The following is a 21,830-nucleotide window of genomic DNA, read 5'->3' as shown; positions in this document are numbered from 1 at the left end:
TGAAAGGTTTTGCTTTTTAATGGACTCTAGTCACCAGCAGTCCTTCCTCTTGGTCGTAAGTGACCTGCACCTGACTGAGAGTCTTCTGTAGATTCTCATCCAATATAAGAGGGAGTTGATGCTTGAGAATCGGTGTGTTATGCCAACCACCGAAGGATCCTTCGGCCTCCAATTCCTCAATGTCTTCGTCTCTCAAGAGGTAGCCAGGCATACGGACTGAGCACCTGGCGAGGTGCCGTGCGATAGGGTAATCCAACGCAAAATCACCATCTACTTCGAAGTCTGCAAAGTCCTCACCGGCATCGTGTAGAGGGTAGACCCTTCCGCCAATTTGCTGTACAAGAATGACTTCAATGGACTCGTCGATATCGCGGACTTGGCTAGTGTCGTTTTCATCCGCTTGAGTCATGACCACACTCCAATTACTCACGATGTTCGACGCGGGGGAGGGGAGCAATGCATTACTCGCCCGAAGTCTTTGTTGCGTTCGGAACTCTTTTTCTTTTTCTTTCGCTTTGTCGACGACACTCATCCATTCTTCCGGAAATCCCAACTCTTCGAAAGGAGAATCGTAAACTTGGCCTATCAAATTGGCGATATCGTGAGGACTTGAGAGCGAACCGTTCGTTGACTTCATATGCTGCTTTAGTGCCCAGGTGGATAGGAGCAAACGGTATTCTCTGTAGACGGCAATGATCCCGTTTGGGAAGTTGGGGGCGGTGTCATCTGCAAACTCCACGCCCATGATGTTCGCTCGGGGAGTAGTCATTGTGATGGGCCTGAGTGAATTATTTGCTTCGTGCCGATGGAGACGACCGACACGTTGAATGACAAGATCAATCGGCGCAATATCCGTATACATGAGGTCGAAGTCAAGGTCGAGGCCCTGCTCTATCACTTGGGTAGATACCACGATGAGTCGCTGGGGGCGATGGTCATTATTCCTACCAAGTTTTGCTACTAATTCAGCTTCTCGCTGTGCCCTGTGAATTGTCATGAATCGGGAATGGAGGAGCATAAGTTCATCGTCTGAGAGACTTTGCTCTTTGAAGGCGCTATAGAACTCTTGCGCCCTGGTGACTGTGGAACAAATGACTGCTATGCATCCTCCATCAGCAGATTCTTCCGTAATGCGTGCGGCTAATTCAGATGGGCATCCGTCTGTAAACGAGATCTGCGTGACTTTTTTGGTGCCGTCTGTATGTGTTTTAATACTCTGGCAGTCGAGATTGGTGACCATGGTAATGCGTGGGTAGAGGCCCGGATTTTCAAGGGTTGACTTATCGATCTGCGAAAGCACTCTTTTGGTCCTATTTCGCGTCCCGCATCGGTAGGCTTCTGCCAATTCTGTCCTGCGTTCTGCTGGAATGGTTGCCGACAGAGCGATAACTGGCACCCCATAGCGCCCCATCCAAAATAGGGCCCGGCAGAGGTACATGATCATGTAGTCATCGCTGGCGTGAATTTCGTCTAGGATTACAACTTTATCGGCTAAGCCGAGGTGTCGAAGCATGACGTGTTTCGATGCCAGTGCCGAAAATAGAAATTGATCGATTGTGCCGACGACGATAGATCCCAGTAGGCCTCTCTTATTATTAGTGAACCAGGAGTTTGCTTCTGCTGCGGCATGTGGGTCTTGGTCATCGTAGATTTTACTGATTCGGGTTTCGGATAGAAGGTCACTGTATTCAGAGTTAAGTGATGACTTCCCGTGTGCTAACACCATGTTTGTGGGGAGCCTTCCTTCCTTATAGCCGCTCTTGATCCAGTCGACTACTTGGGTGAACATGGCATTGGAATTCACTTGGGTTGGTTGGCCGAAGTAGATCCCTTGGAGATCGAACTTATGGGCGAGCAGTTCGGCGGCCATAAGAGCAGAGGCAGTCTTGCCACCTCCAGTCTCGTTTTCCAGGATGATCAAGCCTGGTTCCTGCATTTCGGCAACCATCTGCAAAAAGCTTGCTTGAACCGGTCGTAGATTGGTGCCTTTGGGCAATCCAAATCGATGTGCGAAATCCTCCATGGGGTTGTCGCCGGGCGACCATGTGGCACCCCATTGGATTCTTTCCTCAGCCCGATGAGATCGCATTTCCGGCTGGTCGATTTCACACCGGTCGTGCGGAAAATATGACTGGTTCGATCCGAGCCAGTCGGAAACGATGACTAGAGCGGTTATTAGAACAATGTCATCAACTTGCCACTCGATGGCAGCCAATTTTTCAAGATCAGACCGGGTCAATTTAAGCGACTCGACCATGGTGTCGAAGAATTCGTTGCGGGCATCATGCCAAATTGTCGATTCGGACTTGAAGCCAAAGTTGCGTTGGAAGTCATCATCAGAGGCAAAGCGGCCATGATGGCCGCCGACAATATCGAACCAGCCTCTTTTTGATTTTCGATTGGTTGGTAGAGAACTTTCTTCAAACCACTTCAGCAATGCCCAACCTCCAACGAGTGAGTGGGGATTACCGCTGCTGGTTTGGCCGATCGGCACCTCGGGGAAACCTCTAGCTGAAAGTGGTTGAAAGAGATGGTCGACCTTCTGCTGGAAAAAAGAGGATATTTTGCCGGAGTCGTGAACAGCGCAAGCGAACTTGAGAACCTTCTCGATAGGTATCCCGAAGCGTTCTGACATGGAGTTTTGTCTGGAAGAGCTGACGAATTGGTTCAGCGCAATGTGAGACACGAGGGCGACATCGAGACTGTGTGTGACGACAGGGAAGCCTTCGCCCGACGGTTCTATAGTCTTGGCCCAAAAGTGGTGTAAGTGGTGAGTGGGCATTTTTCCTTAATTGTGAACTAGGTTCTAATTGTAGGAGCTTTTCATCAAACATTGATGATGGAAGTTGTCTGCGTAGCGGTATTGCGCAAGTTTCTTTCATTCTGCCTAGGCCTAAGACGAAGGGCAGCTGTATTGGCTGATAATCGAACAAAAAGACGAAAACTGCATGGGTTTTCCTGCAGAGTCCGTCTTTTTATCCCCGCGTGAGCGGGGAGCATTTCCCAACGGTTAGTACCTATGGGTCATCCCGAAGCGTTTCGGGAGCAATCCAAACGTACAGCACGCAGTTACCGTCAATTGGGGCTGGGAAATCGTGAGGTCTCTTGACTGCCTGGCGATTTGCGCAAACCTGCGCCTACCTTGCCTGTCTTGGATAAAGTGAACGGCATTTAGATAGCCAGTCAAAACTAAACCGGCTACCTTGATATCCACCGCAGCAATCCCGCCAGCCCAGCCAGGTCCCACCGGAGGTCACCCATGCCCATCAAGAGCTCGCGCCCTAACGTCGTTATTCCCGAAGGCTCTGTCTATGAGCTCCTGTTTGGGAACCTCGATCCAGCAGATGAAAACCGCATTGCCATCATCGATAGCGCCACGGGCAGCGAGACCACCTATGGCCAGCTCAAAGCGATGATCGATGCCTTCGCGGGAGCGCTGACAGCCCGCGGAGTGCAGCCACATGACGTGGTTGCTCTGCATTGCCCGAATACGCTCATGTTTGCCGTCGTCTTCCATGGAATCCTCCGCGCCGGTTCCACCGTCACCACCGTGGCCTCGCTGGCGACAGCACAGGATATCGAAAAGCAGCTACGGGATTCGCAGGCCAAGCTGGTCATCACCACCTCAATGCTCGGCCCAGCAGGTCTCCAGGCTGCCGAGGCAGTGGGGATCAGCGAAGACAACGTCATCGACCTGACTGCCCCTGCGGGAGAGGTGACCACATTCCAGTCACTCCTCGCCGAAGGCCACCAGCCTCCCGAGGTGCAGATCAATGGAGCCACCCACATTGCGGCGCTGCCGTACTCATCCGGAACCACGGGCAACCCTAAGGGCGTGATGCTGAGTCACCGCAACCTCGGCGCGAATATCGCTCAGCTCATTCCCGCGCTGGACACCGTCGGCCTGCGGCGGGATTCCACCGTCATGGCCGTGCTGCCGTTCTTCCACATCTACGGCATGAACGTGCTGCTCAATAACACTCTGGCAGCCCGCGCCACCTTGGTCACCGCCCCCAAGTTCGATCTCCCGCAGTTCCTGGAGCTACACCAAAAGCACAACATCGACTTCTCGTTTATCGCCCCGCCCATCGCCGTGGCACTGGCCAAGCATCCCATCGTGGATAACTACGATCTCTCCGCGCTGAAGAACATCCAATCCGGCGCCGCCCCGCTATCCCGCGAACTCGCCGACGCAGTCGAAAAGCGCCTGAATGTCCACGTGGTGCAAGGCTTCGGCATGACAGAGGCCAGTCCCGTGACCCACAACTCCATCTGGGGAGTCACCCCAATTGAATCCATCGGCGCGTCCGTGGCCAATACGGAATGCAAAGTGGTGGATCTTGCACAGCCGGACCTGCCGGAAATCCTTCCACCTTCGCAGGGCGATCTGCGCAGCGCAGCAGGCGAAATGTGGGTCCGCGGGCCACAAGTCATGGTCGGCTACCTGAATAATGAAGAAGCCACTCGCAACACCCTCACCGAGGACGGCTGGCTGCGCACCGGCGATGTGGTGGAGTACGACGCCAACGGTATCGTCTTTGTGGTGGATCGCGCCAAAGAGCTCATCAAATACAAGGGCTACCAAGTGGCACCCGCCGAGCTGGAGGCACTCCTACTGGGACGCGAGGACATCTCAGACGTGGCCGTGGTGGGATTTACCCGCCCCGAAGATGGCGAGGAAGTGCCGCGTGCGTTCATCGTCCCGCAGGCGGATTCCGCTGGTCAGACACTCGTGCTGGATCCCGAAGAGATCATGGCGTGGGTCTCCGAGCGCGTCTCTGGCTACAAGAAGGTCCGCATGGTCGAGTTCACGGATGCTATCCCTAAGTCCGCGACCGGCAAGATCCTGCGCAAGGAGCTCAAAGTGCGGCCGGTGACCAGCTAGTCCGTCTTCAGCCCGAGCGAGCGGAACCAAATATCGTCGATGGTCTTGGCGACGCGTTCTAGTGTCTCGTCGCTGTCGTCGAAAAATCCCTCTACCCAGGTGTAATACGCCAAGCGGGAGATCATGACCGACAGTGCGGTGGTGAACATGAACGGGTCAGCGATCGGGTAGACTTCCCCGCGCTCGGAGAGTTGCTCAATGACTCGCCTGTTGCGGTCGATGTAGCGGCGGATGCGCGCAACCCGGTGATCGTAGATCTGCTCGTCTAGGTGAGCGGCTTGCTCCAACAAAGCCATGACCTTGGCATTTGCGCGATACCCGACGAGGTAGGCGCGGTTGGAGGCGCGGAGAGCGTCTGCATAGGAGATGCGGTTGAAGTCTTCTTCCAGTGGCTCATCGGAGGCGTTCCCGATCTCCGCCTGCACCTTCTGTAACACGGCGGCCAGCAACTCTTCGCGGTTTTCGAAGTAGGTGTACAGCGTACCCACGGAACAGCCGGCTTCGCGCGAGATGTCGGTGAGCTTTGTGGCGTGGTAGCCGTCGCGGACGAACACCGTGAGCGCGGCGTCCAGAATCGAATCGCGACGCTCCTGCCCTCTATCGGTTAGTTCGTTCGTCATGGCCAGTATCCTAGCGTTCATGAACAGGCCTGTGGTGATCGCTGACGTGGATACCGGCATCGATGATGCCCTCGCTCTTGCCTGGCTGGGCAGTTTGCACGCGCGTGGAGCGATCGACCTGACGGTGACTACTTCTGCAGGAAACTGCACTGTTTACGATGCCGCACGCAACTCCAACGCGGTGCTGCGCATGACGGGCTCTTCCGCACGCGCGATTCCAGGATTGCCTGCTCCGCGCCACTTACCTTTGACTACTACTCCGGAAACGCACGGTCCGCGTGGGCTGGGGTATTGGCAGGATCACTCACCGCAGGACGAGCCCGATAAGGGCCACAGTCTGCTGGAAACCTGGCGCAAAGCCGCGCCGACGCACGTGCTGGTAGCCGGTCCTGCGACTAACATCGCCTACGTTTTAGATCATGCGCCACGGCTGCTGGAGAACTGCCAGGTGACGTTCATGACGGGCGCATTTAGTTATCCTGGTAACACTACTCCGTCCGCCGAGTGGAACGCGTGGGTCGATCCGCACGCCCTCAAACATGTGCTCGAGCAGTGGCCCGCGGGTGCTCCGGCGCCACGAATTTGCCCTCTCAACGTCACAGAGCAGGTTCTTTTGACCCCTGATCGTCTGCGTCCGATGTTGGCCAATCTTCCCCTTCGTCGTGCGGAATTGGTTGATCTTTTATCCGATGCCACTACCTTCTATTTCGAGTTTCATCAATCCGTTGGGGTGGGGTATAAGGCGCAGATCCATGACTTGGCTGCGGCTCAAGTGATGCTTGCCGAGGCGCTTCATCTGCAGATAGGCCATTGGCTGCGTCCGGCAACGGTGGATGTGGAAGCAGACTCCGAGCTGATGAGGGGTACGACGGTCGCGGATTGGGACGGCAGCTATTGGGGCCGGCCAGCTAACGCCCAGGTGCTGACGGCTATTGATGCGGATAATGTGCTGGATCTTCTGGACCGCGAGCTGCATAGCTGATACCCGGGTGGGCGGGGCGTTTAGCTCTCGCGGGTGTGTTTCACCGTCATCGCTAGAGAGCTCTTTCAACTGAACCCGTGGACGAGGAACAGAACCATGAATAGCACGGCAGAAGCCGTGGTCAGCGACAGCAGTTCGGGGAGCAAATAAATCAGGATCACGGCGATGCTGATAGCCAAGCCGCCGAGTGAGCGGACTCCCCGCCATGCGTCGACCAGCTCGATCAAGCCAACTGTGAGTGCTCCCCAGATCCACATGGATGCGGTGTGGCTGTAATCCTTGGAATCCACGTTGGGTATCTTCGGCGTTGGTGCCTGCGCAATTGTCCGCCATGAGGGTTTTCTGCCCGACCTCCAGCTGGGGTTCGACAGGGAGGTTGGGGCGAAGTCCAGAAGTGTCGACCATATTTTATGGATTGTGTCCTTGTGGCGCTCTAGGAGCAATCGCTTTCATTAATGGGAGTCCATGTCATCCGCCCCTGCAAGGACTGTCTGCTTTAATGCACAATGGATTGAGGTGCCCCACAGGGGTACTCCTCAGATGTTCCGACACCCAAAAGGGATAGTAAGGAAGTATTGCAATGACTCAGTACCGCATTCTTGATGCAGAACAGAATGTTGTTCAGACAGCCGATTTAGAATCCAACGAGAAGGCATACGACTGGTTCAAGGATCAGTCCAAGGCTGATGACTCTCTAGGTTGGGGTCTTGAAGCCAATATCGACGGTGAGTGGGAATTCCTCGATCAGTCCGAGGGTGGCACCAACCTCACCGGATCTGATAACTAGTTCCTAGCCTTCGCTCGCTGTGATGCGGCCTTAAGAATATTGCGCCGCATCACAGGGAATATAAATGTGTGGAACGGGTAGACGGCCCACCAGTAAAGCCGCCCTTGGAAACCTTGGGGGACGTAGGCGACTCGCTGGATATAGTGGCTTCCGCCTTCGGAACGTCGTTGAAGTTCCAACGTCAGCCACGCGCTTCCATCGACCTTAAACTCTCCTCGCAGTACCAAGCGATGAGGCCGGTCAATTTCCATTACGCGCCACCAGTCGACCCTGTCGCCGATGCTCAAACGTTGTGGATCGCGGCGGCCTCCGAGCCCTGGGCCTCCTACGAGCTTGTCCAGTAAGCCCCTGATTTTCCACAGTAGCGGCGCTGAATACCATCCGTTGGGACCGCCGATACCCTCGATAATAGGCCAGACTTCTTCTGGGGACAGATCCGTGTTCTCGGTTCGGACATCTCGGTAGATCCTGCCCCCGGCCCAATCTGGGTCTGTCGGATAAGAATCCTCGGGGTGTGGTTGGTTCTTCCAACCCTGATACCACGAGGTAATGACATCACCACTCTTTTCCCGTTTCAGGGCTCGCTTCACCGCATCCTTATAGCTTGTGAAGCCTCCGGGCGGATCGGGGATGAACTCGGCGATCCGGTGATCCTCAGTGACAGCATCTTCAGCCATTGATTGGGCAAGCGGGATAGCTAGATTGGAAGGTACTGGAGTGACTAGACCAATCCACATACCAGATAACTTATCCATGGGCAGAGGGATGGGTATGGCCCCAATGAGCCGGCGATAACCCTGAACTGAGCCGTAGCCACGAAGCAAGTCCGCGAATGTCTGTACTTCACCATTGCCCACATCAAGAGGCTCATTGACGGCTTCATCCAAGTCACTTGCGTTGACTAGGTAGTAGAGGGCATCTCGGATCGCCAGTGGTTCGATCTTGTTATTAATCCATTGAGGGGCGACCATCACGGGCAACTTTTCCGTGAGATGGCGGATTATCTCGAAGGAGGCAGAACCTGAACCAATGAGAGTAGCTGCTCGTAGGATGATTGCCGGGACAGGGGATTCGAGCAAAATCCGGGCTACCCGTTCACGGGAGCGCATGTGCTTGGACAGTTCTTCCAACGGTTTATCCCGGGGGTGAAGTCCGGAAAGGTACACGATCTGCTGGACGCCGGCTTTTGCGGCCTCTGAAGCGATATTCCGAGCGGTCTTCTCCTCCGTTTTCTCGAAATCTTCCTCGCCGGCCCCCATTGAATGCACGAGGTAGAGCAACACATCTACATTATTGACCGCTTCGGCGACGCTGTGCGGATCTGTGAGGTCAACTTCTACAGCCTCCACGTCAGAGAACCATTGAAAGCGCTTAAGGCTGTCTCGATGTCGTGATGTGGTCCGAACAGTAAATCCAGCAGCGAGTAGTTCTGGTACAACGCGTCCACCGACATAACCAGTTGCTCCAGTCACGAGGATTCGACGATTGGGATGAGAAGCAGTGTGGTCAACAGTAGTTTTCATTTCTTGGGACATGTACCCCACCCTATGCACATTGCTGCACAAGGGGGGCACAGTCTGGACTCCTCACCGCAAGCGTCGCCAACGATGTCACAGAGATCAGGGCTAGCAAATCTGCACGGAGCCAAATTCGGCGGATCGGATTAGGCGCGGACCCTAGCCTTATGCGCTGCCGATACCAAGACCTCAAGGGAAGCGGTGGTCTCATCCCAACCGCGAGTCTTCAGACCGCAGTCCGGATTGACCCACAGCAGGCGCGGATCAACGCTGTCCAGCGCTGCGGATAGTAGTTCGTCGACCTCGCTCTGCGCAGGTACGCGAGGGGAGTGAATATCCCACACGCCGGGACCCACGCCCAGCTCGTAACCTGCGTCCTTCAGAGCCTCGAGGACCTGCATGCCGTTGCGGGCTGCCTCGATGCTGGTGACGTCTGCGTCCAGGTTGCTGACAGTATCGATCAGCTCGTTGAACTCGGAGTAGCACATGTGAGTATGCACCTGAACCTCGTTAGGAGCAGACGCAGTGGCCAAGCGGAAGCTGCCCACGGCCCACTCGAGGTACTCCGGCTGATCCTCCTTGCGCAGCGGCAGCAGCTCGCGGATGGCAGGCTCATCTACCTGAATGATCTGCGCACCGGCAGCAACGAGGTCATCGATCTCGTCCTGCAAGGCCAACGCGACCTGATCTGCAGTGGTGCCCAGCGGCTGATCATCGCGCACAAAGCTCCAGGCCAGCATGGTCACGGGGCCAGTCAGCATGCCCTTGACCGGCTTGTCCGTGAGGTTCTGCGCCACCTGGTACCAGCTGACGGTCATGGCCTCGGGGCGGTGCACATCGCCAAAGATGATTGGCGGGCGCACGCAACGGGAACCGTAGCTCTGCACCCACGCGAACTCGGTAGAAAGGTATCCCTCCAACTGCTCGGAGAAGTACTGCACCATGTCGTTGCGCTCCGGCTCGCCGTGCACCAGCACGTCCAAGCCCAGCTGTTCCTGGCGACGGATCACATCAGCGACCTCGTCCTTCATTGCCTGATCGTAGGCGGCGGCGTCGATGTCACCCTTGCGGAACTTCGCGCGAGCCGCGCGGATCTCCTGGGTCTGTGGGAACGAGCCGATCGTTGTCGTCGGCAGCGGCGGCAGATCCAGTGCCGAAAGCTGGGCCTCGCGGCGCTGGGCCACAGGATCGCGGTGGCGATCGGCCTCAGTGATGGCCTCGGCGCGCTTGCGGACCTCGGCGTTGTGGGTCAGTGGGGACTCGGCGCGAGCAGCAATCGCTTTGCGGGAAGCTTCCAGAGCCTGCTCGTCGGCGTCGGTCGCCTCGCCACGCAGGGCGCGGGAAAGAACTGCCACTTCCTGGATCTTTTCAGTGCCGAAGGCCAGCCACTCCACCACATCGGGGTGCTCCGCGCGCAACCGGGTCTCGCGGTCCAGGTTGTACGGCACGTGTAGCAGAGAACAGCTCGTGGACACGGCAACTGGTCCGCGTTCCGCCAAACCACGCAAGGTCTCCAGCGCAGCATCCAGATCGGTGCGCCAGACGTTACGGCCATCCACCACGCCCACCAGCAGCAGCTCTTCACCGTTCCACGAAGGCAATTCAGCTCCGCCGTAGACCACGTCCACGCCAAACGCCTGCACGCCCGTACCGGACAGAGCCTTGATGGCCTGATCTCCATCACCAAAGTAGGTCTGCACCAGCAACTTCAGGTTGGATGCTGCAGCCAGCTTTTTGTAGCCTGTGCGTACCTTTTCCAGTACGTTAGGATCAATCTCAGTCACCAGAGTTGGCTCATCCAGCTGCAGCCACTCCACACCGCGGTCAGCGATACGCGGCAGCAAGCGAGCGTACGTAGCAAACAGCTCGTCCAGGTGATCCAGCGCAGAAGAGCCATCAGTGGTGCGCGCCAAGCTGAGGTACGTCAGTGGGCCCACCAGCACGGGGCGCACCGCGGTGCCCGCACGGTTGACCTGATCAGCGATGTCCTGCAGGAACGCGGAATCTTCCAAGCTAAACGTGGTGGAAGCAGACAGCTCTGGCACGATGTAGTGGTAGTTCGTGTCGAACCACTTCGTCATCGCGGAAGCAGGGAGCTCCGAGGTTCCGCGGGCCGTGGCGAAGTAGCGGTCGATGAAGGCGGGCAGGCCGTCATTATCGTGATCCGCGATGTCTTGGACGCGCTCTGGAAGAACTCCGAGAAGAGCGGAGGTGTCCAGAGTGGCGTCGTAAAAAGAACGTCCGGAAAAGGCCACCGAATCAAGACCTGCGGACAGTGCGGCGTCCGTGTAGTTGTTGGTCAACAGGGTGGCTGTGGAGGCGAGATGGCGACCGGTGGAATTGTCCTTCCAGTAGCCTTCGAGTGCCTTTTTGAGCTCGCGATCAGGGCCAATGCGTGGAACCCCGGCGATAGTTGCATGAATAGTCATGTGTGTCTGATCCTCGTCAGTCGACTTCGTGTTCTTGATGCAGCCGGCAGGCATTCGGACTTAACGCACGGAATTACGGCGAGGAAATACACCCCGGCAGCAAAAGGCATGCGCATACCGTTGCGGGACAGCTCCGGATTCTCACCGGATTCCCCTGCAGTGTTCACGCCAGGCCTCTCACCTTGTCCGGGGCTCCAGAAGGTGGACCAGTTCGGCGTGAACCGGTTGCTACACAAGAGCAAACACTAGACAGCTCGGTCTGTCAAACCTGTGCTCCAGAAATTTGACGTTTCCGCAGGTTTAGCGCACGATTACACTCGAATTACTTCCGGCCCCGAGGTGACATAGGGGCATTCTTTTAGCGACCCCCGCGACGAACCCGCAAGGACACCGCCATGTCACCCACTATCTCCCGCGCGCTGCTGATCATCTCCGGCGTGCTCATCGCCGCCACGTGGCTCTACCTCGTGCTGACCCAGCCCACCGATTCAGACTGGGGCGCACTCGCAGATTCCCGCAGCTCGACCATCGCTTTGGTCGGTTTTGTGCTGCCGGCGATCCTGGCGCTTATCGCCGTGATCCCTCGGCTTCCTGTGCGTACCTTGACGCTGCTGCCGGTGGCTTTGGCGTTGAACATCGTGGTGGGTCAGGTAGTAGGCACCATGGGTTTGCCGCTGCCGCTGTACTTCGATTCCTTTGGAACAGTGCTGGTGGGCGCGCTGGCTGGTCCCGCTGCGGGATTGGTCACGGGTGTGCTGTCTGCGCTGGTGTGGGGCACTTTTAACCCCACCGTCGTGCCATTCGCTGCGGCCTATGCGTTTGTGGGTGCGGCGGCAGGACTTTTGCGCCGCTGGTGGAAGGGATCGTGGTGGCGCATCGCCTTGGCCGCGGTCTTGGTGGGATTCGTGACCGCGTTGCTTTCCGCGCCGATCGCCTCGTTCATTTTCGGTGGCACCGCGGGCACGGGCACGGGCCTGCTGGTGAGCTTCTATCGCTCGCTGGGCTTCGACACCCTCTTCGCCGTATTCCTGCAATCCTGGACGTCTGATCCTTTGGACAAGCTGATTGTGTTTAGCGTCATTTGGCTGGTCATCCGCGCCCTGCCACAACGCACCCGAAAGACGTTCGCCGCCGATTCATGAACCCTCTCACTCCGCTGACGTTCGCGGCCTGCACAGCGATTATTGTGCTGGCCGTGGATTCGTGGATGCTGTCCGCGGCAGTGATTGCGCTGGTCACGGTGTGTTCTCTTCTTTTCTCGGCGTCAAGGCGCTCCCTGCCCGCAGCTCTTGCCATCGGCATTCCGGCGTGCCTCGGATTCGTGCTGATCTACGCGCCGTTCGGCAACGAGCCGGGTTGGTGGATTGTGACTCGTGACGGCCTCAGCGTGGCCGCGCACTTGGGTCTGCGGTTTCTGGCGGTGACGATGGTCGCGTTGGCGGGCATGAGCCTGGTGAACTTGGATCGGCTCATGCTTGCACTGCAGCCGCGGGTGCCAGCGCCGATGCTGTACGTGGTGGGTTCCACGGCGCGGCTGTATCCCATCGCGCGCAATCGTCTGCAGAACATTCGCCAAGTGCACCAGTCGCGGGGGATCGATACCTCCACGCTTAAGGCGAAGTTGAACATGGTGCTACCGCTGATCGTGGGGCTGGTGGATGACGCAGCTCAGCGCTCCCGGCCGTTGCAGCGTCTAGGTGTGGGCACCCCAGGGCCGCGAACCGTGCTGCACGACGTGTCAGACAGAACTGTGGAAAAGGTCCTGCGCTGGGCAGCGCTGGCTGTCACCCTGGCCGTACTTGTCTCGATCCTCATTTAGGATGAGCCACGTGACAGTCACTACGCATATTTGGGCGCCCTCGGGCACGGGATTATCGGAGCACGCCTGGCAGTTGGCGGAATCCACCGGTGCCGCGTGGGTGGGCAATAATGCCTCCGCCCACATCACGCTGTTGCGCTCTACCGTGGAGGAAGAGCTGGCGGTGGGGATGGAGCAGCGTGGCGTCGAAAAGGAAACGATGCGGACGAGGATCCAGGAAGCCTTGACGCTGTGGGGCCTGCGGGAGGCAGCAGGGCAGGATCCGACCACGCTGTCGACGGGTCAGACACGGCGCTTGGCCATTGCTGCGGCGTTGCTGACCAGGCCGGACGCGCTGGTTCTGGATTGCCCCACGGATGGGTTGGACGCAGACTCCGTGGAGACGTTGCGCGCCACATTGCGCGATTTTCCGGGCGAGGTCACCGTGTATGACCGCGTGTGTGGAGCCCTTTTTTCCGACGCTAACTCCCACCTGACCCTCACTTTCGATGGCGAGTTAAAGCCGTGGGCGGACGAGGTGCCGCGCGGGGAATGCGGTGAAGCGAAAAGCATTGGCGAGGTAGTTTTCCGGGCCGAGGACGTGCGGATACGTCGGGCACACGAGGTGGGGCCGATTGATCTCGAGGTGCGCGCGGGGACGGTGACACACCTGGCGGGGCGCAACGGCTGCGGCAAAACGTCCCTGCTCATGGCGGCGATGGGGCTGCTGGACTACGCGGGGACCATCGACGTGAACAGCGCGGGCTGGGCGCCCACGCCACTGGACGAGTCCATCACGCAGCGCACCGCTCTGCGAGAGGTCTCGCAGGGGGCGGGGGAGAAGGCCGGACGCGAAGCGCTGGAGTTTGTGGGACTGGAACAGTACGCGGAGCAGCATCCGTTGGACATGCCGGCCTCGGCGCGGCGCATGCTGCTGGTGGCGTGCGCAATGGCGCGGAAACCGCAGGTGCTGCTGCTGGACGAGCCGACCGTGGGACTAGATACCGCAGGCTACGGGTGGCTGGCACGAGTGATGCGCGCCTACGCGGACCAAGATAACCGGGCCGTGCTGTGGACCTGCCACGATGCGGAATTCGCCGGGCGGGTTAGCGACGTTAGTTTGTCACTTCCACAGAATCGCCGCTGACGGACACGGACTTCGCCGCAGTCAGGGGCTTGCGGGAGGGACCGTCCACCACGTCGCCGGTGGAAACGTCGAAGCGGGAGTAGTGCTTCGGACAGGTAGCCACGGTGGTGCCCTGAAAGTCCTCGATTTTGTCGATCGTTCCGCCCGCGTGGGGGCAGGCAGTGGAAAAGGCGGTGAACTCGGACTCAGCGGGGTGGCCGATGACCCAGCCGTCGATGATGGTCGCGCCACCCACGGGGATGTCCGTCTTGGAGGCCTTGGCCACCACTTCCTCGCCTGCACATGCAGCGAGGAGGGCGCCGGAGGCGGTAGCGGCGGTGGCGAGGGCAACTCCGCGGAAGAACTGGCGGCGGGAGCAGGGAGTAGGGTGAGCGCTCATAGTTTTCATTATTGCCCTGTCAGCGGGGGTTTTCCAATCAGGCCTTGACCCTCACGCTGCGTCACGCTGAAGAATCTGGAGTCATGTCGGAACAAGATGAGTGCACCGTCGGTGAAGCGGCACAGTATCTCGGGGTCAGCGTCCGTACGCTGCACCACTGGGACCATATCGAGCTGCTATCTCCGGGATGGCGAACCTACGGAAACTATCGTCTCTACACCCTCGAGGACTTGAAGCGAGGCCAGCTGATTCTCATGTATCGAGAAGCAGGGATGCCATTGAATCAGATCGCAGAGGTACTCGATGGTGGCGAAAATCTCCGAACGCATCTTCTTCGGCAAAAACATCTACTCACGCAGAGGCTCGACAGCGTGCATCGCATGATGCTTGCAGTTGATAATCTGCTCGATCTCCAAGAGGAGAATATGACAACGGACAAAATGAGGAAAATTCTAGGAACTGATTGGGATCCGAAATACCAGCAGGAGGCCGAGAAGCGCTGGGGCGATACCCAAGAATGGGAACAGTCCCAACAGGCGATGAAGTCCATGACGGAAGTCGATTGGGCAGCTACAAAGGAAGCCAATGAGCAATTGGCTAAAGAATTGGTGGCCGCGGAGAAGGAAGGCGTCGAACCAGGAAGCAACCGCGCAAACGAACTGGCAGAAAGGCATAAGGACACGGTGGACCGCTGGTACCCCTGCTCGTACGCCAAACAAGTCATCTTGGCCCGGATGTACGTGCACGACGAGCGCTTCGCTGCGACCTATCGGTACAAGACTCAATACCTGTTGAAAATCGTAGAAGCGAACGCTCAGGCGCACGGGGTAGACCTGAACAACGTCCCCTGGGGGTAACATATAACCCCATGTACACCCCGGAATCCGTTGGAACCCCGCTGTCTGACAATGCCACCACCGTGCTGCTGCTCGGTTCGGGTGAGCTCGGACGCGAAGTGACCTTTGCTTTGCAGCGACTGGGCGTTGAGGTGCACGCGGCCGATCGCTACGAGGGCGCACCTGCTCACCACACCGCGAACTACGCTCACGTGCTGGACATGACGGACGGGGAGCAGGTGCGCGAGCTGGTGGAGCGCGTGCGCCCGGACTTTGTGGTTCCAGAGATCGAATCGCTGGCCACCAAGGAGCTAGAGCGCATCGAAGAGGAGGGGTTGGCCACCGTCATCCCTACCGCCCGCGCGGCTCGGCTGACCATGGACCGCGAAGGCATCCGCGATCTCGCCTACCACGAGCTCGGACTTCCTACCAGCGCTTATGCCTATGCCTCGTCCTACGACGAGCTATACCAAGGCGCGGAAGAAGTGGGATATCCCTGCGTGGTCAAGCCCATCATGAGTAGCTCCGGCAAGGGGCAGAGCTACGTAGCGAACGCGGACGAACTCTCCGGTGCGTGGGAGTACGCCATGTCCGGCGCACGCGTGAGCAATCAGCGCGTGATCGTGGAGCAGTTCATCCCCTTTGACTACGAAATCACGCTGCTGACCATCCGCTCCATCGACCCGGAAACCGACCGCGATGCCACCTGGTTCTGCGAGCCCATCGGCCACCGCCAGGACCGGGGCGATTACGTGGAATCCTGGCAGCCCGCCGCGATGAGCGAGACGGCGCTGGATAACGCCCGCAGCGTGGCCGCCCGCATCACCAACGAGCTGGGCGGCAGGGGAGTGTTCGGTGTGGAGCTGTTCATCAAGGGTGATGACGTCTACTTCTCCGAAGTCAGCCCGCGCCCGCACGATACCGGCATGGTCACCATGGCCACCCAGCGCTTCAGCGAGTTCGATCTCCACGCCCGTGCGATTCTCGGACTGCCCATCGATTCGACGCTCGTCTCCCCGGGCGCTTCCGCCGTGATCTACGGCGTGGACAGCGACGGTCCGGTCTCCTTCAGCGGCCTGGCCGATGCGATGAGTGTCCCCGAGACCGACGTGCGGTTGTTCGGTAAACCGGAATCTTTTTCTCGACGCCGAATGGGCGTGGCCATCTCTACCGCCGAAGACGTTGCCCAAGGGCGCGAACGTGCCGTTTCGGCAGCAGAGCGTGTGAAGGTTAACCCGAGCTAGCTGCCACTTGTGCGCCCACCTGGGCGCACTCCTCGGAGCCACAGTGAGCCGTGGCGGGGTTGGACGCGCAGTCATCGCACACTAGCGTCTGCTTACGGCACTGCTCATTGACACAGTTGTGGAACAGGTTTGTGGGGGCCTCGCAGTGCTTGCAATGGCCCAGCTGCTTGGCATCGTTGGAAAACTCCATGTGCATGCGCTTATCGAAGACATACAGCGAGCCTTCCCACAGGCCCTGGTCGCCGAATTTTTCGCCGTAGCGGACGATGCCACCGTCTACTTGGTAGACCTCCTGGAAACCACGGTTCTTCATCAGCGAAGACAAAATCTCGCAACGGATGCCGCCCGTGCAGTACGTGACCAGGGGCTTGTCCTTGAGATCGTCATACTTACCGGACTCGATCTCCTTGATGAAGTCATGCGTGGTGTTCACATCAGGGACAATCGCGTTTTTGAACTTGCCGATCTGCGCTTCCATGGCATTGCGTCCATCGAAGAAGACCACCTCGTCGCCGCGCTCTTCCACCAGTTTGTTCACAGCTTCCGGCTTGAGGTGAACGCCTCCGCCGACCACACCGTTGGCGTCGACCTTTAACTCATCGGGGGTCCCGAACGCCACGATCTCGTCACGGACCTTGACCGAAAGCTTGGGGAAATCTTTCGCGCTGCCCTCAGACCACTTGAAGGCCATCTTCTTGAAGCCGGGATACTCTCGCGTCTTGCGTGTGTACTGCTTGCAGTTGCCCAGCGAACCACCGACCGTGCCGTTGATGCCGTGCTTGCTGATCAGGATGCGGCCGGTCAGACCGAGCTGCTCACACAAGGTGCGCTGCCAGAGCATCACTGCCACGGGATCCTCGATGGGAGTGAAACAGTAATACAGCAGGATGCGGGATTCCAGGATGTCGGTCGCGGTGGTTGCCATGCCTGAAGATATTAGTCCTGGTGCAGGCCAGACCCCAATTTGGAACTAGTCCAGAACCAGCCGCATCTCCACGTGCTCCACACCGTCCACCTCGAAGGTTTCGCCGACGGCCTCGGCGCCGTAGGACGCGTAGAACTCGGTGAGGTATGTCTGCGCCTCGATCTTGACTACAGAGCGCTGTGTGGTGGGATCCAGCGCAGCCGCCCGTCCACGGCAGACCTCGAGGGCTTGCTCGACGATCTGGCGGGAAATGGCGTAGCCACGCATGTCTGAGGCCACGCAAAGGCGACCGATGTGCTGCTCTTCTGGAGAGCCGAAGACACGAGCGGTGCCGACGAGACGCAAAGGGCTGGCTGGATCGGGGGCACCGAATGGATAGTTGGGGCCTGAGCCCGGGTGCACGTAGGCCAAGATGTGTTGCGTATTTGGGTGGATATCAGTGTCATCAATCTCAGCGAACGGGGCGCGCTGTTCGTTGACGAAGATGTCCACACGCAGCTTGTACAGGGCGTGCACCTGCTGAGGAGTCATGTTGAGAACTGCTCGACCAGTCAGGTGTACCTCTGGCTTGTCAGGATCCGGTTGCGTCATAGCCGAGTAGTTTACCGATCAGCTATTGCTCTCGGGAGAACTTGACCATATCGTCCCATTCGCGCACCTTCTTGCGCTCGCGGCCTTCGGCTTCGCCCAGCTCACGCTCGTACTTGTCCAGTGCGTACCACCCATTCCAGGTGGTGTAGGTGATGCCCTTATCGGCCAAGAATTCCTCGACAGCTTCCAGCTCTGGCTTGGCGGGAGCTAGGCCCAGGCCGTCGGCGTGATCAGACAAAAGGTTGGCGACAGCCTCGTTGGCATCGCCCTTGGTGTTACCGATCAATCCCACTGGGCCGCGGCGGATCCAGCCGGTGGCGTACACACCGGTGAGACGCTCGCGCTTTTCCGCCTCGGGATCGGCGGACCCGGGAACGCCAGCGATGCCGTCTGCGGTGGGACCTTCGGTGAGCACGCGGCCACCGACGTTAGGCAGCACGTTTTGGCGCTCGTCCCAAGGGAGATCGGCTTGCTGGTCGGACTTGTAGCCTACGGCGCGGTAGACCGCACCCACTGGCCATTCATTGAACTTACCGGTGCCGCGCACGCTGCCGTCGCCGGTGAGCTCGGTGCGCTCGGTAACCAGGGAGACCACGTTGCCGTTGTCATCGGTCTTGACCTCGTGTGGAGACTCGAAGAAGTGAAGGTAGAGCTTGTGTGGAGCACCCTTCGGCTCGGCGATGGCGTACTGCTCCAACAGGGTGCACACCATGTCCTGGATCTTGGAGGCACGGCGGGCTTCCTCGGAGCCTTCGTCGTAATCGATGTCTTCCGGATTGACGACAACCTCGATAGTGTCCGAGTGGTTGAGTTCCTTTAGCTCCAACGGCGTGAACTTCGCTTGGGCAGGGCCACGACGGCCGAAGACGTGAACTTCCTTGGCCTGGTTGTCCTTCAGGGAGTCATAGACGTTGTCCGGGATTTCGGTAACGCGCAGTTCATCGCCAGTTTTGGCCAGCACACGAGCCACGTCCAGGCCCACGTTGCCTACGCCGATGACGGCCACGGAGTTGGCATCAAGCGTCCACGCTGGCTCGAAATCCGGGTTTGCGTCGTAAAAACCCACGAACTCGCCGGCGCCGCGGGTGTGCTCGCCGCCAGGGATGTTGAGATCGCGGTCGTCGGTCGCACCGGTGGCGTAGATGACGGCGTCGTAATAACCCTTGAGGTCCTCGAGGGTGACGTCCTTACCCACGTTGACGTTTCCGAACAGGCGAATCTCCGGCTTATCCAGCACCTTGTGCAAGGACTTGATGATGCCCTTGATGCGTGGGTGATCGGGGGCTACGCCGTAACGGATGAGGCCGAATGGGGCGGGCATGCGCTCAAAGATGTCGACAGCCACGTCCTGGTCTGATTTGGTCAGAGCATCCGAGGCATAAATTCCGGCGGGTCCGGATCCGATGACGGCAACTCGTAGCGGGCGGTTCTCAGCCATGAATTCTTCAGTTTCCTTATCAAGGGTGGGGACGTGTGATTGCTTATCTCGTTATCACGTAAAGCGTACCGAATGGGTACGTAGCGCTAGGCCTGAACTATAGACAGAGTGGTCTAGGTAAGGCAAGTTTCGGCTATCTTGCGTCTGTGAACCGAGCGGTCTATTGTTGGCTTCTCGTAGACAGGTTGGTCTATTATTTCCACCGAAAGGCGACGATGACTACTGCACCGCAGGCCACTCGAGCCAAGCGCAAGCCACGCCCGCAGGGACAGTGGCTGGTAGACGGCACGAATCCGCTCAATAATGACGAGCGCATCAAGCAAGAAGATCCCGGTGTCGCCGTGATGGAGCGCATCCGTAACATCTACTCCAAGCAGGGATTCGATTCCATTCCTGCTGAGGACCTCGCACCTCGTTTCAAGTGGGTGGGCATGTACACCCAGCGCAAGCCAGGGCTGGACGGCACGCAGACCTCCACTCTGACCAACGCGGAGCTGCAGGACAACTACTTCATGATGCGCATCCGCCTGGACGGTGGACAGGTAACCACCGAAGGCTTGCGCACCATCGGCGAGATCTCCAGCAACTTTGCCCGCGGCACCGCAGATTTCACCGACCGCCAGAATGTGCAGCTGCACTGGATTGAGATCGAAAACGTCCCAGAAATCTGGGACCGTCTGGAAAAAGTTGGCCTGAACACCATGTTTGGCTGCGGTGACGTGCCCCGCGTCATCCTCGGCTCTCCCGTTGCAGGCATCGCTGCCGACGAGTTGGTAGATGCCACGCCCGCGATCATGGACATCAAGGAGAACTACCTCCCGCGGGAAGAGTTCGGAAACCTGCCGCGCAAGTTCAAGACCGGCATCTCCGGCAACCTGCGCCAAGACATCACCCACGAGATCCAAGACGTCGCCTTCATCGGGTCCACCCACCCAGAGCATGGCCCTGGATTCGACCTGTGGGTTGGCGGCGGACTGTCCACCAACCCCATGCTCGCGCAGCGCGTGGGAGTGTGGGTACCGCTGGAAGAAGTCGCTGAGACGTGGGCCGGCGTGGTCCGCATCTTCCGTGACTACGGCTACCGCAAGGTGCGCAACCGCGCCCGCTTGAAGTTCTTGGTTGCGGACTGGGGAATCGAAAAGTTCCGCCAGGTGCTCGAGGACGACTACCTGGGCAAGAAGCTCATTGACGGGCCGGAGCCAGAAGTGGCGCCGGGCTACCGCGATCACGTGGGTATCTTCGAGCAGGCAGACGGCAACTTCTACCTGGGTGTTAAGCCGACCGTCGGACATACAGACGGTGGGCAGCTCCAGCACCTCGCCGACCTGGCCGATAAGTACAGTGTGACCCGCCTGCGCACCACGCCGGACAAGGAACTGCTGTTCCTCGACCTGACCCGCGAAAACGCGGATAAGTTGGCCGCGGAACTCGAGGACATTGGACTGAGTGCCAAGCCCAGCGCATTCCGTCGAGACATTATCTCCTGCACCGGTCTGGAATTCTGCAAGCTCGCCCACGTGGTGACCAAGCAGCGCGCAATCGCGCTGGTCGACGAGCTGGAAGACCGCCTTGGTGACCTCGACGTGCCACTGAAGATCAGCCTCAACGGCTGCCCAAACTCCTGTGCACGTTCGCAGGTCGCGGACATCGGGCTGTCTGGCAAGGTCCTCACCAACAATGAGGGCGAACGTGTGGAAGGTTTCCAGGTTCACCTCGGCGGCGCCGTTGGACTGCGCGCCGGATTCGGCAAGAAGGTGCGCGGCAACAACGTCTTCTCGACTGACCTGGGTGACTACGTGGTGCGTGTCGTCGAAAACTATAAGGACGGCCGCGAAGACGGAGAGTCCTTCGGCGAATGGGTCGTGCGAGCCGACGAGGAACTGCTGGTATGAGCGTGCCGGACGAGGACTCGCTGCCGTCGGTCAACGAACAGATCGGCGGCAGGACGGGGCACCCCAACGCCCGCCGAGCCACGGTGAACTTCTGCCCGTACTGCATGGGGGAGAACTTGTTCCCGGACACGGAAACCGACAACGCGTGGCAGTGCCGCGAGTGCATGCGCGTGTTCTCGGTGAAATTCCACGGTTTGCTCAACCAGGGCTAGTCCTTACGGGCCAGCCGGGATTCGGCGAGCGTGATCCCCAGGCTAATCGCTACGCACGCCGTGGCGGGCCCGGCGTAGAACAGACTTCTTTCCGCTTGCGGTTTTGGGACTGACGATATACCTGACCAGCAATTCGTCAAATTTAAGG

At 58.7% G+C, this 21,830-nt stretch carries 19 protein-coding genes and 1 riboswitch; of the genes, 10 read left to right on the top strand and 9 right to left on the bottom strand.

Features of this window, described 5'->3' with window-relative positions; all coding sequences use genetic code 11:
- Window positions 1-16 precede the first annotated feature (16 nt).
- Entirely contained in the window at window positions 17-2,782 is a 2,766-nt protein-coding gene (locus tag CS919_RS03805; protein WP_099298166.1) for a CRISPR-associated helicase/endonuclease Cas3, read from the bottom strand.
- 477 nt (window positions 2,783-3,259) lie between these two features.
- On the opposite strand from CS919_RS03805, the gene CS919_RS03800 reads away from it, so the two are divergent.
- Window positions 3,260-4,885 carry an AMP-binding protein gene (locus tag CS919_RS03800; RefSeq protein ID WP_099298165.1) on the top strand — a complete coding sequence of 542 codons (1,626 nt, stop codon included), beginning with the start codon at window positions 3,260-3,262 and terminating at the stop codon, window positions 4,883-4,885.
- Here the strand turns inward: CS919_RS03800 and CS919_RS03795 are convergent.
- Window positions 4,882-5,505 (bottom strand): TetR/AcrR family transcriptional regulator, encoded by a 624-nt coding sequence (locus CS919_RS03795; RefSeq protein ID WP_234990795.1) that lies wholly within the window; start codon window positions 5,503-5,505, stop codon window positions 4,882-4,884. The two genes, CS919_RS03800 and CS919_RS03795, sit on opposite strands and share 4 nt — an antisense overlap.
- Window positions 5,506-5,524: 19 nt before the next feature.
- Here CS919_RS03795 and CS919_RS03790 point away from each other — a divergent pair, with 19 nt between their 5' ends.
- Window positions 5,525-6,487: a nucleoside hydrolase gene (locus CS919_RS03790; protein ID WP_099298163.1), complete on the top strand. Its 963-nt coding sequence runs from the start codon at window positions 5,525-5,527 to the stop codon at window positions 6,485-6,487.
- A gap of 65 nt (window positions 6,488-6,552) precedes the next feature.
- Here the strand turns inward: CS919_RS03790 and CS919_RS03785 are convergent, their stop codons facing one another.
- The gene (locus CS919_RS03785) at window positions 6,553-6,777 is read right to left on the bottom strand and encodes a hypothetical protein (RefSeq protein ID WP_099298162.1); all 225 of its coding nucleotides are present in this window, start codon (window positions 6,775-6,777) and stop codon (window positions 6,553-6,555) included.
- Window positions 6,778-7,067: 290 nt separating this feature from the next.
- On the opposite strand from CS919_RS03785, the gene CS919_RS03780 reads away from it, so the two are divergent.
- A complete protein-coding gene (locus CS919_RS03780) occupies window positions 7,068-7,274 on the top strand; it encodes a hypothetical protein (protein WP_099298161.1) in 207 nt (68 codons plus the stop codon).
- Here CS919_RS03780 and CS919_RS03775 read toward each other — a convergent pair.
- Together CS919_RS03775 and metE are read right to left on the bottom strand one after the other, a co-directional pair.
- Window positions 7,271-8,809: an SDR family oxidoreductase gene (locus tag CS919_RS03775; RefSeq protein WP_099298290.1), complete on the bottom strand. Its 1,539-nt coding sequence runs from the start codon at window positions 8,807-8,809 to the stop codon at window positions 7,271-7,273. The two genes, CS919_RS03780 and CS919_RS03775, sit on opposite strands and share 4 nt — an antisense overlap.
- Window positions 8,810-8,937: 128 nt before the next feature.
- Window positions 8,938-11,220, bottom strand: a complete 2,283-nt coding sequence (gene metE, locus CS919_RS03770) for a 5-methyltetrahydropteroyltriglutamate--homocysteine S-methyltransferase (RefSeq protein ID WP_099298289.1) — start codon at window positions 11,218-11,220, stop codon at window positions 8,938-8,940.
- A 28-nt stretch (window positions 11,221-11,248) separates the two neighbouring features.
- A riboswitch (cobalamin riboswitch) is annotated at window positions 11,249-11,408 on the bottom strand.
- Between the two features lie 207 nt (window positions 11,409-11,615).
- Between metE and CS919_RS03765 the strand changes: the two genes are divergently transcribed.
- Genes CS919_RS03765 through CS919_RS03755 form a run of 3 tightly spaced genes read left to right on the top strand, consistent with a single transcriptional unit; the run spans window position 11,616 to window position 14,165 of the window.
- On the top strand, window positions 11,616-12,362 hold the full coding sequence (locus CS919_RS03765; protein ID WP_099298160.1) for a glycosyl transferase family 9: 747 nt from the start codon (window positions 11,616-11,618) through the stop codon (window positions 12,360-12,362).
- Complete coding sequence (locus tag CS919_RS03760; protein WP_099298159.1) at window positions 12,359-13,039, top strand: energy-coupling factor transporter transmembrane component T family protein; 681 nt, start codon at window positions 12,359-12,361, stop codon at window positions 13,037-13,039. The genes CS919_RS03765 and CS919_RS03760 overlap by 4 nt, the downstream gene beginning before the upstream one ends.
- Before the next feature lie 10 nt (window positions 13,040-13,049).
- On the top strand, window positions 13,050-14,165 hold the full coding sequence (locus CS919_RS03755; protein ID WP_200818334.1) for an ATP-binding cassette domain-containing protein: 1,116 nt from the start codon (window positions 13,050-13,052) through the stop codon (window positions 14,163-14,165).
- Here the strand turns inward: CS919_RS03755 and CS919_RS03750 are convergent.
- On the bottom strand, window positions 14,134-14,544 hold the full coding sequence (locus CS919_RS03750) for a Rieske (2Fe-2S) protein (protein WP_099298157.1): 411 nt from the start codon (window positions 14,542-14,544) through the stop codon (window positions 14,134-14,136). The genes CS919_RS03755 and CS919_RS03750 overlap by 32 nt on opposite strands.
- Before the next feature lie 83 nt (window positions 14,545-14,627).
- On the opposite strand from CS919_RS03750, the gene CS919_RS03745 reads away from it, so the two are divergent.
- Together CS919_RS03745 and purT are read left to right on the top strand one after the other, a co-directional pair.
- Window positions 14,628-15,401: a MerR family transcriptional regulator gene (locus CS919_RS03745; RefSeq protein ID WP_099298156.1), complete on the top strand. Its 774-nt coding sequence runs from the start codon at window positions 14,628-14,630 to the stop codon at window positions 15,399-15,401.
- A gap of 11 nt (window positions 15,402-15,412) precedes the next feature.
- Complete coding sequence (gene purT, locus CS919_RS03740; protein ID WP_099298155.1) at window positions 15,413-16,624, top strand: formate-dependent phosphoribosylglycinamide formyltransferase; 1,212 nt, start codon at window positions 15,413-15,415, stop codon at window positions 16,622-16,624.
- Here the strand turns inward: purT and trhO are convergent.
- The 3 genes from trhO to CS919_RS03725 are packed head-to-tail and all read right to left on the bottom strand — an operon-like array spanning window position 16,611 to window position 19,578.
- Window positions 16,611-17,549 (bottom strand): oxygen-dependent tRNA uridine(34) hydroxylase TrhO, encoded by a 939-nt coding sequence (trhO, locus tag CS919_RS03735; RefSeq protein ID WP_099298154.1) that lies wholly within the window; start codon window positions 17,547-17,549, stop codon window positions 16,611-16,613. The two genes, purT and trhO, sit on opposite strands and share 14 nt — an antisense overlap.
- 45 nt (window positions 17,550-17,594) lie before the next feature.
- Window positions 17,595-18,140, bottom strand: a complete 546-nt coding sequence (locus CS919_RS03730) for a GNAT family N-acetyltransferase (RefSeq protein WP_099298153.1) — start codon at window positions 18,138-18,140, stop codon at window positions 17,595-17,597.
- 22 nt (window positions 18,141-18,162) lie between these two features.
- Window positions 18,163-19,578 carry an FAD-dependent oxidoreductase gene (locus tag CS919_RS03725; RefSeq protein WP_099298152.1) on the bottom strand — a complete coding sequence of 472 codons (1,416 nt, stop codon included), beginning with the start codon at window positions 19,576-19,578 and terminating at the stop codon, window positions 18,163-18,165.
- Window positions 19,579-19,793: 215 nt separating this feature from the next.
- Between CS919_RS03725 and CS919_RS03720 the strand changes: the two genes are divergently transcribed.
- Window positions 19,794-21,470: a nitrite/sulfite reductase gene (locus CS919_RS03720; RefSeq protein ID WP_099298151.1), complete on the top strand. Its 1,677-nt coding sequence runs from the start codon at window positions 19,794-19,796 to the stop codon at window positions 21,468-21,470.
- Window positions 21,467-21,682, top strand: coding sequence for a hypothetical protein (locus CS919_RS03715; RefSeq protein WP_099298150.1), 216 nt, complete (start codon window positions 21,467-21,469; stop codon window positions 21,680-21,682). Before CS919_RS03720 ends, CS919_RS03715 begins: the two co-directional genes overlap by 4 nt.
- Window positions 21,683-21,830 lie beyond the last annotated feature (148 nt).

Source organism: Corynebacterium dentalis (assembly GCF_900232865.1).
Classification (GTDB): domain Bacteria; phylum Actinomycetota; class Actinomycetes; order Mycobacteriales; family Mycobacteriaceae; genus Corynebacterium; species Corynebacterium dentalis.
The sequence above is the reverse complement of the archived record's forward strand: the minus strand, read 5'-3'. Positions and strand labels throughout refer to the sequence as shown.